Origin of the sequence: Clostridium coskatii, assembly GCF_001675205.1 — a bacterium.
In the GTDB taxonomy this organism is placed as follows: domain Bacteria; phylum Bacillota; class Clostridia; order Clostridiales; family Clostridiaceae; genus Clostridium_B; species Clostridium_B ljungdahlii.
Genome location: NZ_LROR01000041.1, coordinates 11,929 through 25,753 on the forward strand (window position 1 = coordinate 11,929; position 13,825 = coordinate 25,753).

Here is a 13,825-nt window from a genome sequence, read left to right on the forward strand (position 1 = left end):
TTTACCATAATATGAGATTAATTTTAAAAGGTGATTAATATTATATAAATAGATGGGGGTGATAATCATAATAAGAGCTGCCATATATTCAAGGAAATCAAAATTCACAGACAAAGGTGAGTCCATAGGAAACCAGGTAGAGATGTGCCGGCAATATTTAAACAGGATGTATAACAATATTGAGGAAATAATGGTATACGAAGATGAAGGCTTTAGTGGTTCTAATGTTAAAAGACCTCAATTTCAAAAATTAATATCAGATACAAAAAAGAGAAAATTTACTCACTTAATATGCTATAGACTTGATAGAATATCAAGAAATGTAGCTGATTTTGCAGGTACTCTTGAAATTCTAAATAAATATAATGTATCTTTCATTTCTATTAAAGAACAGTTTGACACATCTTCCGCTATGGGCAGGGCCATGATGAACATAGCTGCAGTATTTGCCCAGCTGGAACGAGAAACCATAGCAGAAAGAGTACGGGATAATATGCTGGAACTTGCTAAAACAGGTAGGTGGCTTGGAGGTACTCCACCTCTTGGATTCAAATCTGAACCTGTAAAATATGCGAATTCTAATGGTAAAGGGAAAAAAATGTTTAAGTTAAGCAGTGTACCAGCTGAAATAAATCTTGTAAAATTTATTTATAACCTATATTTGAGTAAAAAAAACTTTAGTTCTACCGCAAGTTATCTTTGTAAAAAGGAGTATAAAGGTAAAAATGGTGGAGAATTTTCTCGTGGAACTGTACAGCAAATAATACTAAATCCTGTATACTGTACAGCAGATGAAAAAATATTTAGCTGGTTTAAAAGTAAAGGAGCTATAACTTGTGGTATTCCTGATGGAAAGCATGGACTTATGGTATACAATAAAAAAGCAGGAGGTAAAAAAGAAAACCCTATAGATAAATGGATTGTATCTGTTGGCAAACATGAAGCCATTGTCAGTTCTGATATATGGGTAAAGTGTCACAATATACTAGAAGAAAGTAAGAAAAAATCTTCTCCTCGCTGTGGTACTGGCAAAAAATTTTTGCTTTCAGGAATGATTATTTGTGGTGAATGCGGCTCAGGCATGTCCTCCTGGTCTCATTACAATAAAAAGAAAGATTTCTTAGAACGCTATTACAGATGCAACTTAAAAAATAGAGCCAGCAGCAGATGCAAAAATAAAATGTTAAATGCCTACAAGGCAGAAGAATACGTAGAAAAATATTTTTTGCATTTGGATATATCTGCACTTTTACGTATTTATAAATCAGATCCGTCAAATAAGGTAAACAAAGATGCATCAGAAAAACAAATGCTTAGATTAAAAAAAAAGATTGATGCTAATAACAAAATTCTTAAGGGTTTGATTAAAAAATTCTCCCTTCTAGATGACAATATAGATATTTTACAAATAATAAAAAAAGAAATGTCTGATATAAGAAAAGAAAATGTGGATTTGGAAAATAAAATAACTAAATTATCAACTTCTACAAATTCAACTGTCTGTTCTAAGAAATTTTTAAATTCAATAAAAGATCAGCTTTTGGATTTTAAAAAGTTCCTTGCTTCAATGGATATTGACAGTAAAAAATTGCTTTTAAACTCTTTAATAAAAAATATAATATGGTATGGTAAAGATGAAGTTTTACAAATAAATCTTATTGGATGTGATACTAGTATTAAGAAGACGTAATTTCACGGATTGCGTCTTCTTGTGTTTTTGATATGGCAGCTTCTGCACCCTGACCTGTTGTTAGATCTATATTTATACCCTGTTCTTTAAACATTCCCTTATTTATTGCCACATACATAGGTGCATAAAATACAGACCTTGCTACCTCGTTCAATTTTACTGTAACTAATGCCTTGCTATCTTTCTTACTACCACATCCCGTAAAAATAGTAACTATAAATATAAAGGAGAGTAAAATACAACCTATGCAAAACTTCTTTCTAGTCATAAAATCCTCCAAAAAACATTAATATTTATATTATTAATATGAAGGATACTACAATTATGTTAAAATGTTTAGAAATTCTATCATCTCTATAGAGTTTCTAATTGAACGCTCTATATATTTATGAGGTTTCTAACTTAAAAATCAACTTATACGCAAGCATATTTTTACAATAACGAAGCTCTTTTAAATATTTTGCATATAAGACTTAGTAAAAAATTCGTAAAAAATCTAAGGACTTTCGAATTGTTTGAGGTACGAGTTTTCAAAAGTCCTTAGATTTTAGAATTTTTTGCTTAGCCTTATCAAAACATTTAATCGAGCTGAGGGTTGTAAAAAATATGTGAAGTATACGTTGATTTTTTGCTTAGAAACCCCATATTATTTAGTTCCACTTTGAGCAAGTGCTGCTTGAGGTACTAATTTTTCTTTTGGTTTTTGGACTGAAGTTTCATTTGCCATAGATTTAAATGCCACAGACAACATAAGTTTTAATCTATTTAGCTGATTTACCTCACTTGCTCCTGGATCATAGTCTATAGCAGCAATATTACTTCCCTTGTATCTTCTCTTTAATTCCTTTATCATTCCCTTACCTGTTACATGATTAGGCAGACATGCAAAAGGCTGCATACATACGATATTTTTTGTTCCACTTCTTATAAGCTCTATCATTTCAGCTGTCAAGAACCAACCTTCACCCGTTTGATTTCCTATAGAAAGCACTTCAGAAGCATATTTTGCCAGTTCCTCAATGTCTGATGGAGGAGTGAACCTTTTACTATTTTCAAGTGCTTTTCTCATATGCCTTCTAAAATATTCAATACATTTAATTGCCCATTTATTTATGATATTGTCCTTATAACTTCCATCTAAATATTTATATTTGAATTCAGCATCATAAGCACAATACAAAAGAAAATCTGTCAAGTCCGGAACTACTGCTTCTGCACCTTCTTTTTCCAAAACATCTACAATGTTGTTATTAGCTGTAGGATGGAACTTAACTAATATCTCCCCTACTACTCCAACTTTAGGCTTTTTAACTTTATTTAATTCAAGATTATCGAAGTCTTCTACTATGCTGTATATATTTTTTTTAAATTCACTGTGACTTCCACTTTTAACACTTTCCTTACATTTATCAACCCATTTTCTATAAAGAGTATTTGCAGATCCCGGTATCTTTTCATAAGGCCTTACTTTGTACAACACTCTCATAAACAAGTCTCCATATAAAAGTGCAATCATAGCCTTATTTACAAGTCCAATGGTAATTTTAAATCCTGGATTTTTTTCTAATCCCACTGTGTTTAGGGATATTACAGGTATATTTTCCATACCAGCTTCTCTAAGTGCTTTTCTTAAGAAACCTATATAGTTCGTAGCCCTACATCCTCCCCCTGTTTGAGAAATTATTAAAGAAGTATTATTTAAGTCATATTTTCCAGATTTTAATGCCTCTATCATTTGTCCCACTACTATTATGGAAGGATAGCAAGCATCGTTATTTACATATTTAAGTCCCTCATCTACTGCTTTCTTATCTACAGAAGGTAGTACCTCCAGGTTATATCCAGATGCTTTAAAAGCTTCCTGCAGAAATTGAAAATGTATAGGTGACATCTGAGGACACAATATAGTATGCTTTTTCCTCATTTCTTCAGTAAACAGTACTTTTTTATAATCAGTTCCAACTTTATGAGGTTTAAAACCAGATTTATCTCTCTCTTCAATAGCTGCTTTAAGAGAACGCATTCTTATTTTAACAGCCCCCAAATTACTACCCTCATCAATTTTAAGTACTGTATATATCTTTCCGTATTTATTTAATATTTCCTGAGTTTGATCTGTAGTCACTGCGTCTAATCCACAGCCAAAGGAATTTAATTGTACAAGTTCTATATTGTCCTGTTTAGCCACAAAACTTGCTGCAGCATATAATCTAGAATGATATACCCACTGATCTACTACCCTTAAAGGTCTTTCTACTACTCCAAGGTGTGCCACAGAATCTTCAGTAAGTACTGCCATACCGTAAGATGTTATTATATTAGGTATACCATGATTTATTTCCGGATCAATATGGTAAGGTCTTCCTGCAAGTACTATACCCTTTTTACCTGTATCTTTAAGATATTTTATTACTTCTTCACCTTTTGACCTTACATCATTTTTTACATTTCTACTCTCTTCAAAAGCTTTTGCTACTGCAGAGGATATTTCCTTTTGAGGTATATTAAACTCTTTAAGTTCTTCTCCAAGTCTCTCCGCCAGCTTGGGTTCGTTATTCAAAGACAAGAATGGATTTTTAAAATTAATATCTTTCTCCTTTAGTATATCCATATTGTTTTTTATAACTTCAGGATAAGATGTTACTATAGGACAGTTATAGTTATTATCTGCATTTTCTTGTTCTTTTTTCTCATAAGGTATACATGGATAAAATATAAAATTTACTCCTCTATTTATAAGGTCCATTATATGTCCGTGGACCATCTTTCCAGGATAGCAAACTGACTCAGAAGGTATTGTTTCTATTCCAAGTTCGTAAATTCTCTTTGATGAACGAGAAGATATTTCTACTCTAAATCCCAGCTCAGTGAAAAATGTAAACCAAAATGGATAATTTTCGTATAAATTTAACACTCGAGGTATCCCTACTATCCCTCTTTTTGCCTCGCTCTTTTTAAGAGGAATGTAATTAAATATTCTTTTATACTTATAGGCAAAAACATCAGGCACATCTTGACTTTTACGTTCTAATCCTGCACCTCTTTCACACCTGTTTCCAGATATAAATTCTTTTCCATCGGAAAATTTATTTACAGTTAAAAGACAATTGTTAGCACACTTTCCACATCTTCTCATAGATACTTCTGATGTGAAATTGCCTAGTTCATTTTCACTTAAAAGTGTACTTTCACACCCAGCCTGATGTCTTTCCTTTGCAATAATTGCAGATCCAAAAGCTCCCATAAGCCCTGCTATATCAGGTCTTACTACTTCCCTGCCAGATATGATTTCAAAGGCTCTAAGTACAGCATCGTTATAAAAAGTTCCCCCTTGTACTATTACCTTTTCTCCAAATTCTTTTGAATTTCTCATCTTTATTACTTTAAATAAAGCATTCTTTATAATTGAATAAGAAAGTCCTGCAGATATATCTCCTACTGAAGCTCCTTCTTTTTGAGCTTGTTTAACTCTCGAATTCATAAATACAGTACACCTGGAACCCAAATCCACAGGTTTTTGGGAAGTTTCTGCAGCTTTTGCAAAGTCTTCTACACTCATATTAAGTGATTTAGCAAAAGTCTCTAAGAAAGATCCACATCCAGATGAGCAGGCTTCATTTAAAATTACGCTGTCAATTACCTTGTCCTTAACCTTCAAGCATTTCATATCCTGTCCACCAATATCCAGTATAAAATCTACTCCAGGCTGGAAAAATTCTGCTGCCTTATAGTGGGCAATAGTTTCAACTTCACCTATATCCACATGCAGTGCTGCTTTTATAAGATTTTCTCCATAACCTGTAACTGCTGAACCTACTATATGTGCACCTTCAGGCATCTTTTTGTATAGATCATTTAATATTCTTACAGACGACTTTAAAGGGCTGCCTTCATTACCCTTATAGAAAGAATAAAGTAAATTTCCTTCTTCATCCATAAGTGCCGCCTTAGTTGTAGTTGATCCTGCATCTATTCCAAGATAACAGTTTCCTCTAAATGTATTCAAGTTCGCTCTTTTTACCACACTGGTACTGTGTCTTTTCTTAAACTCATTTAATTCGTTCTCATCTTTAAATAATGGTCTTATGGTTTGTATTTCATCTGCTGAAGAATTGCTTAAATTAGGAAGCCTGTCTACTAAATCTTCAGCAGAAATAACTTTTCCATTTTTAGAAGAAATAGCTGCTCCAAGTGCTACAAACAATTGAGGATTTTCAGGAAAAATCACCTGCTTATCCGTAAGCTTTAAAGTTTCTATAAATCTTTTTCTAAGTTCTGATAAAAAATACAGTGGTCCACCTAGAAATGCCACATTACCTTTTATAACTTTTCCACAAGCAAGTCCACTTATTGTCTGATTTACAACTGATTGAAATACAGATACTGCAATATCTTCTTTTGCAGCTCCCTCATTTAAAAGAGGTTGTATATCAGTTTTGGCAAATACACCACATCTTGCTGCTATAGGATAAATCACTTTGTAATTTTTAGCTAATTCATTTAGTCCCTGCGCATCTGTTTGAAGAAGAGATGCCATTTGATCTATAAATGCACCAGTTCCACCTGCACAAGTTCCATTCATTCTTTGATCAATTCCACCATCAAAAAAGGTTATCTTGGCATCTTCACCGCCTAATTCTATTGCAACATCCGTCTCCGGTATAAATTGTTCTATGGTATTAGTGCAAGCTACTACTTCTTGAATAAACGGTATGTCAAGCCACTTAGATACAGATAACCCACCTGAACCCGTAACCATTACAGTGATATTTGAATCCTTTAATTTTTCATAGGCATCTTTAATAACTTTAGCTATAGTACTTTTTATATCAGAAAAATGTCTTTGATATTTATGATATACTATACTATCTTTAATATCTGATATAACTATTTTTACTGTAGTTGAACCTACATCAAGACCTACATGAAATAAATTTTTCATAAGCAATCACCTTTTAATAAAATAATAATTTGAAATAGTACATTGATATTGTAATATATTTTCACTCAACAATAAACAGGAAATAATAGCTTTTATCCATATGCTTTATAGTATATGCCATTACAACCCATATTTAGAAAATAATTCTACGAATATGCCGCATAGTTACAATACAATTTGGATTTAAACTGTGTTTAAACCTAATTCAGTAATTATATTATAACACATGTTACCCCTTAATTAATTTTAAGTTTAAAATACTACCATAATATAAATTAATATGTGAGTATTTTCATAGCTATGTGTTGAATTTTGTGATGTTATAGTCTTTTCGTCAGGAACAATAAATTACGAGCCTTCATATAATAAATCATAGTTTATAATAAGACATTTGAAAGAAAATGCCTAAGCCTAATAAATGCCAATTAATAACTGTAAACTGGCGGGAGATGATATTTTGAGTAAATTAACAGTAAAAGATGTATTTATGAACTACCATTCACTTAAAGGATTTACTAAGGCCTTGACTGATATAAGCTTTTCCGTAGAAGAAGGAGAATTTTTAAGCATAGTAGGTCCATCAGGCTGCGGAAAAACTACACTTTTAAATATAATAGCAGGTCTTATAAAGCCTTCTTGTGGTGAAATATTTATAGATAATGAACCCTTAGCTTCTGCTTCCTCAAAACTTGGATATATGTTTCAAAGAGATCACCTATTTGAATGGTCCAGCGTGTGGAACAATATAACTCTTGGTATAAGAATACAACATAAATCACCAGACTTATACAAAGACAAGTTAACTTCTCTACTTAAAAATTATGGTCTTATGGACTTTGTAAATTATTACCCGGATGAACTATCGGGGGGTATGCGTCAAAAGGTTGCCTTAATAAGAACTCTTGCCTTAAATCCTGAAGTTCTACTTTTAGATGAGCCTTTCTCAGCACTAGATTATCAGACTAGATTAAATATAAGCGATGAAATATTTAAAATATTGAAGAGGGAAGGAAAAACAGTCATAATGGTAACCCACGATATATCAGAAGCTATATCTATGTCAAATAGAATAGTAGTACTTTCAAAAAGGCCTGCTAAAATTAAAAAAATATTTGATATAACTTTCAGTGAATCTTATAATTCTCCTTTAAAATGCAGGGAAGACCCAGAATTTAGAATTTACTTTAACAGCATATGGAAGGAGTTGAATTATTAATGTTGGATTACAACAAGGAACACCAAATATATATAAACAATATAGTAACTAGAAAGAAGAAAGTTATATTAAGCAGAATTATAATTTTAATAGCTTTTTTTGCATTATGGGAAATAGCAGGCGACCTTGGATGGATAGATCCTTTTCTAACCAGTACACCATCTAGAATGTGGAAAAACCTTATAAAGCTCTATGCAGAAGGAACTCTATTTAGACATATTGGCATAACTTGTTATGAAACCATACTGGGATTTTTACTTAGCACAGTTCTCGGAACTATAATTGCTATACTTCTATGGTGGTCTGACTTCATTTCAGATGTACTTGACCCTTATATAGTTGTATTAAATGCACTTCCTAAAATTGCCTTAGCACCTATAATAATATTTTGGGCAGGAAATGGTATGTCAACTATCATTGTAATCACCATATTAATTTCTGTAATTGTGACCATAATAAATGTATTTCATGGGTTTAAAACTGTAGATAGAGATAAAATCAGGCTTCTAAAAACTTTTGGAGCTTCAAAGCTACAAATTCTCATTTATCTTATAATACCTTCTTCAGTACCTACTTTAATATCTGCTTTAAAAATAAACGTAGGCCTGTCCTGGGTTGGCGTAATAATGGGAGAATTCCTAGTAGCAAAAGAAGGCCTTGGTTTCTTAATCATATACGGAGGCCAAATATCACAGTTAGATACAGTAATGGTTAGCATAATCATACTTTCAATTTTAGCTTATCTAATGTACAGAGCAGTAGAACTTGCAGAGAAAAAACTGACAAAAATAATGCTTCATTAAATTGCAGGATTGTAAATAATTAATTCGTATTTTAAAAAAATTACGAAGCAAAGCTTTTGAAAATAGCAAAGTTCAAATAACAAAGAACAGATAAAGATGATTTCCATCGTACCTCAGGAAATCTATAATTTTAATATTTTCCGACGTTAGGAAGAAATTTATCTTTATTTGATATTTGAACTTTGACCTTTGTTCTTTAAAAATATTGCTTCATTAAATACATAAAATTGTTATTCTGGTTGTTTAAATTTTACCTCGTCCCCCACTTCTCTGGATATTTAATCTATATAATTTATTTGCTCCAATATGCAAACGCTTTTCCTCCAGCATTTTTACCTAACATTTCAACTTTATATTTTCCATCTTGTGTGGCATTTATTTTTTCTTTTCCATTTGAATTTGCTTTTATTACTTTCAAAATATTATATTTGTCATCTATAACTACTATATTAAATTTGCCTTTTTTAACATCAGACTCGAAGTTTAAATTTATAGAATTTCCATTTTTTAAGTTCACAGAATCAAGTATTTGTGTTCCAGTAAAACCTTTAAATTTTTTTGATAATTTAGGAGAATCAGAATCATCGAAAGAATTCCATGTATAGTAAGCCCATTGATTTTTTAAATTAAAATTTTTCAAATCTATATCAGAAACTTGTTGCTTACCATTGTTAACGTAGTTGTTATAGACAGTTTTCATCAATACAAATCCTATAATGACTATTAATACTATTATTAATAATGTATGTCTATTTCTAATTTTCATTTAATAAACCACCTTTCAATAAATATTTAATTTTGTATATATTTAATTATGTCTCAACTTTACCTCATCCCCAGTTATTTATATAAGCAATTACATCTTACTATATAAATACTATATCTCTTGTTTAAAATCCTTTACATTCTGCAATAATATAAAGTTTCTAAGCCAAAAATCAACTTATGCATAAAATCAAATAACAAAATTGAAAACACCTTTAAAAACTTTTCCATAAGTCTTAGCGAGGCATTTTAGAAAATCTTAGGAGCTTAGATATGTTTGAGGTACGAGTTTAGCTAAGATTCTTAGATTTTCAAAATGCCGATCTTTAGACTTGTCAAAAGTTTTTATGGTGCTAAAATTTGTCATTTCATAATTTGTATAAGTTTATTTTTCACTTAGAATTACTTCTCAGTACATTTTTGAAATATAAATGGAATATTTTTAGAAAATATGGATATAAATTTACTAGAGAACCATGAAATTCCATAGGAACTGAGGAGGATTAAAATGAGCTACTTTCAAGAGGCTAACGAATACTACAATGACAGGGATTACAAAAAAGCTATCGATATGTATGAAAAGGCAATACAAATAAAAGATAATGAAGCATCCTCACTGTATAATTCAGCAGTATGTTTCATAAAACTTAAAGATTATAAAAAAGCAATTAACTTATTAAATTCTGCTCTAAATATAAAGAGAGAAAGTAAATACTTTTTTAACCTGGGATATTGCTACACTATGCTAAAAGATAACAAAAAAGCCCTCATATATTTTAACAACGCATGGTGCTTAGATAATGAGGACTCTGATTGTGAAAAAGCAATAAATGCCATATTGAAAAACTATATAACAAAATCAAAATAAGTAAGTACCACTCTAACACAATATGAGTGGAACTTACTTATGCTACCATTCTCCTGCTATCTGTGCATCTTTATGATCAAGTTGAAATCTCCTGCTGTCAAAATAATTTCCACCTTTGTAAAAGGTAGTATCCACATTTATCCACTTTTCTTCTTCAGGAATATATACTTGATTCCACGCGTGGCTCACCCAACTTATTCCATTAAATCCCTCTCCAGTTATAAGCCTTACTTTCATGTTATTGGCTCTAGCCATAGCCACATACAGACAAGAATAGTCAAAACAAATTCCCTTTCTAGAATAAAAAGTTGGGATTGCACCTGATTTTACATTGAATTCATTATTCAACACCTTATTTGCCTTATCATGGTCATAGCTTATATTAGTACCTATCCAATTATATAACATCTCTGCTCTTTCATTGGTATTGCCTCCTTCTGAGGCAAGTGCTTTAGCTAAACTATTTATTTCACTATTGGATTTTACTCCTTCATCTAAAGTAACTCCATTATAATAAACTACTGTATTGGCTTCATTTTTAACCCTATCTAATTCATCTACACTTTTTGTTTCATTTGAATTTGCATTTCTTATTACTATTTTAAAAGAATTATTTATTACATTTGGCAGTTGTTTTGCGATAGTAGAATTAGTAACGGGAATAACTACTTCTTTGCAAATACTCTTATAAGGCTTTGATCCCTCTAAGTATGTGCTCAATTTAGGACTTACATTTAATATAGACATTATATTTAATATAAATACAACTAAAAGTGCATAGCATACTGCCTTAGGCAATTCAAATACCATTCCTGCTATTCTCTTGAACATGTTCCCCTTTGGTCTTAAAAACCTATCTATACTATCTAACACAGGATAGAAAATAATACGATTTACTAAATTAAAAAATAATTTTATTATTCTATAACATATAAATATTAGAATGGGAAGCAGAACTGCATATACTATAAAGTTATTGTTATCAAAGTATTGTGTGAGATTTTGAGGTATTAAATTATATATCTTTTCATATATACCCTGGTCATGCTGTATAAATATCTTCTTACCAAAATATATCCCTATTATCAGAGATATTATAAATGAAATGCTTCTGCTTACATCATCAATATCCAATTTTAAATCATTAGAAGAAAACTTAAATAAAAATCCCTTTATGATGGGATATAAAAATATTACCCCTATCATTAAAGTTATAGGGTTTACTTTCATAATAATAATCACCTCTAAATGGCAAAAAATTTATTGATAGTGATTATACATCACTTCATATACAAGCATTCTAATCCTTTAATAATTCATTTAACGTATTCTTTATATCTGTCCATAAATACCCCCTTCTTAAAAGATATTCTCCAAGCCGCCTATATATTTTATTTCTATCTGTTTCTGATTTAGTCATTATCCTATACCTTTTACTTGCCAGATTATATAGTTCATCCTTACTTTTTTCCTGCATATTTTCTTGAAAACTTTCCTTTTTCTCATCTTCTAGCTTGGCATACTTTTTTATGACTTTATCCGATACTGCCCTCGCCTTTTCAAAACTATATCCGCTTCTTGCCAAGTAGTTTCCTAACTTTTCATATACTTTTCTTATGTTGTTTTCACTTTTTATAAGCACAGCATACTTTTTTTGTGCTATGTTAAAAGCAGCTTTTTCCTCCTGTTCTTCATCTATAAGATCCAATTTTTTACTTATAATATCCTCACTTATTCCTTTTTTAATGAGGGAATATCTTATTTTATTTTTACCTTGAGAATAAATTTTTTCTTTTATATAAAGTTCTGTAAACTTATCATCATCTACGAACTTGTATTCTTTTAAAAACTTTATAGTTCTTGAAATAGCATTTTCATCATATTGTTTTTGAGCTAATTTATCCTTAATCTGTTTTTCTGTTTTATAAACCTTCTCTATAATTTTCAATGCACAACTTTTACATTTTATAAAATTATCTTCTTCAATTATACTTTTTAAATAATTCATATCAACAGACGTTCCCTTTGATATGCCATAACTATACACAAGTTCTGCACTGCAGGCAAATGCAAATTCTTCATTTATATATACATTTACCCTACCTTTATTTTTCTTTTGTAATTCAATTTTAGTTACTGTATAATTACTCAACCTAGCCCTCCCCCATATTATTCATAATTTCATTAGTGAAAACTGCTGCGTTTAGATTCTCTTTTTAAAACATGAACCGTTGGATCTTTTAAGACAGTTCTAGCCACTTCGTATATATTTTCTCTAGTTATACTTTCAATTTCATCTATATCATCAACACATTTATATATACTTTCACCTTCTATAGCCTGATGTAAAACATAATTTCCTATATCCGTGGCATCTTCAAGGGTAAATACTACTGCAGTTTTTAATATCTTCTTCATTAAGTTTATAGTATTATCATCAAATTTTATTTCCTCATTCTTTACTTTATATATGCATTTTTCTATAGTATCCATAGCAGATTTTATATTCTTTTCACTGACTGAAGTATATATATAGAGAGTCTTTACTCCCGTAGTTAAATCCAAATCCGTATATACGTCATAAGCAAGTCCTTTTTCCTCTCTTAGTTTTCTAAATAAAATAGAATTGCTGCTTTCACCAAATCTATGATTCAATATTTTAAGTGCCAATTCCTCTTTTTTATTTAATCCATAAAAAGTAAAAAGATACACAATAGTACTCTGTTCTATATCTTTTTTATAAGAAACTTCCCTACAGGGTATATTTTGTTCAATTATTATGTCGTTTCTAGTAAATTCCTTGTACTTCCAGTCTTTAAAATATTTCCATATCAAATCATAAATCTCTTCGTGTTCATAAGAAGAAACTACTGTTATGAAGCAATTATTGGGAACATAATAATTATTATAAAATTCTATTAAATCTTTCCTTGTAAATTTAGTTACTCCCTCTTCATCTCCTGCAGTATCATATCTCAATGGACCTTTTTTAAAAGCTAGTTTATTTACTTTTTCAAAACTATAAGATTCTATATCATCTTTACTGCTTTTTATTTCTGATAATATAACTTCTCTTTCCTTTTCAATTTCTTCATCCGGAAATATAGAATTCATAAACATATCGGAAATAATTTCCACAGACTTTTCTAATTCTTCCCTTAATGAAGTAATACTATACACTGTAGAATTATTGTCTGTGTATGCATTATATTCTCCTCCCAGGATTTCTAAATCATTGTTTAATTTCTTATTGTCTCTAGACTTAGTACCTTTAAAAAGCATATGTTCAATAAAATGTGATATACCCTTTTCCTGAACACTTTCATATATAGCTCCTATTTTAATCCCAGCATGAAAAGCCGCTATATAAGTATCTCTTTTTATAGTAATAAGTTTTATACCATTAGGTAAAACTTTCTGTCTAGCATCAAACATATAAATTCTCCTCTTTAAATAAAAACTATCGTACATTATATTATAATTTATATACAGTGAAATAGAAAGAGCATAAAATTAGACTAATTGTTAATTACAGAAAATT

Annotated in this window: 10 protein-coding genes; 4 read left to right on the forward strand and 6 right to left on the reverse strand. The window is 30.4% G+C overall.

Annotated elements, in window-relative coordinates:
• The first annotated feature begins 52 nt into the window (after positions 1 to 52).
• Entirely contained in the window at positions 53 to 1,690 is a 1,638-nt protein-coding gene (locus tag CLCOS_RS08890) for a recombinase family protein (protein ID WP_082853563.1), read from the forward strand.
• Here CLCOS_RS08890 and CLCOS_RS08895 read toward each other — a convergent pair.
• Positions 1,677 to 1,958: an ABC transporter substrate-binding protein gene (locus CLCOS_RS08895; RefSeq protein WP_063601425.1), complete on the reverse strand. Its 282-nt coding sequence runs from the start codon at positions 1,956 to 1,958 to the stop codon at positions 1,677 to 1,679. The two genes, CLCOS_RS08890 and CLCOS_RS08895, sit on opposite strands and share 14 nt — an antisense overlap.
• Positions 1,959 to 2,336: 378 nt before the next feature.
• Positions 2,337 to 6,632 carry a 2-hydroxyacyl-CoA dehydratase gene (locus tag CLCOS_RS08900; RefSeq protein WP_063601426.1) on the reverse strand — a complete coding sequence of 1,432 codons (4,296 nt, stop codon included), beginning with the start codon at positions 6,630 to 6,632 and terminating at the stop codon, positions 2,337 to 2,339.
• A gap of 457 nt (positions 6,633 to 7,089) precedes the next feature.
• Here CLCOS_RS08900 and CLCOS_RS08905 point away from each other — a divergent pair, with 457 nt between their 5' ends.
• Together CLCOS_RS08905 and CLCOS_RS08910 are read left to right on the forward strand one after the other, a co-directional pair.
• Positions 7,090 to 7,848 carry an ABC transporter ATP-binding protein gene (locus CLCOS_RS08905; protein WP_063601427.1) on the forward strand — a complete coding sequence of 253 codons (759 nt, stop codon included), beginning with the start codon at positions 7,090 to 7,092 and terminating at the stop codon, positions 7,846 to 7,848.
• Positions 7,848 to 8,651, forward strand: a complete 804-nt coding sequence (locus CLCOS_RS08910; RefSeq protein WP_063601428.1) for an ABC transporter permease — start codon at positions 7,848 to 7,850, stop codon at positions 8,649 to 8,651. Before CLCOS_RS08905 ends, CLCOS_RS08910 begins: the two co-directional genes overlap by 1 nt.
• Before the next feature lie 292 nt (positions 8,652 to 8,943).
• On the opposite strand, the gene CLCOS_RS08915 is transcribed toward CLCOS_RS08910, so the two are convergent.
• Positions 8,944 to 9,417 (reverse strand): hypothetical protein, encoded by a 474-nt coding sequence (locus CLCOS_RS08915; protein WP_063601429.1) that lies wholly within the window; start codon positions 9,415 to 9,417, stop codon positions 8,944 to 8,946.
• Positions 9,418 to 9,924: 507 nt separating this feature from the next.
• Here CLCOS_RS08915 and CLCOS_RS08920 point away from each other — a divergent pair.
• Positions 9,925 to 10,284 (forward strand): tetratricopeptide repeat protein, encoded by a 360-nt coding sequence (locus tag CLCOS_RS08920; RefSeq protein ID WP_013240162.1) that lies wholly within the window; start codon positions 9,925 to 9,927, stop codon positions 10,282 to 10,284.
• 42 nt (positions 10,285 to 10,326) lie between these two features.
• On the opposite strand, the gene CLCOS_RS08925 is transcribed toward CLCOS_RS08920, so the two are convergent.
• From CLCOS_RS08925 to CLCOS_RS08935, 3 genes are all read right to left on the reverse strand, one after another.
• Positions 10,327 to 11,514 carry a transglutaminase-like domain-containing protein gene (locus CLCOS_RS08925; RefSeq protein ID WP_063601430.1) on the reverse strand — a complete coding sequence of 396 codons (1,188 nt, stop codon included), beginning with the start codon at positions 11,512 to 11,514 and terminating at the stop codon, positions 10,327 to 10,329.
• A gap of 70 nt (positions 11,515 to 11,584) precedes the next feature.
• Positions 11,585 to 12,436, reverse strand: coding sequence for a recombination regulator RecX (gene recX, locus CLCOS_RS08930; RefSeq protein ID WP_063601431.1), 852 nt, complete (start codon positions 12,434 to 12,436; stop codon positions 11,585 to 11,587).
• Positions 12,437 to 12,468: 32 nt separating this feature from the next.
• Positions 12,469 to 13,719 (reverse strand): M16 family metallopeptidase, encoded by a 1,251-nt coding sequence (locus CLCOS_RS08935; RefSeq protein WP_063601432.1) that lies wholly within the window; start codon positions 13,717 to 13,719, stop codon positions 12,469 to 12,471.
• Between the last annotated feature and the right edge of the window lie 106 nt (positions 13,720 to 13,825).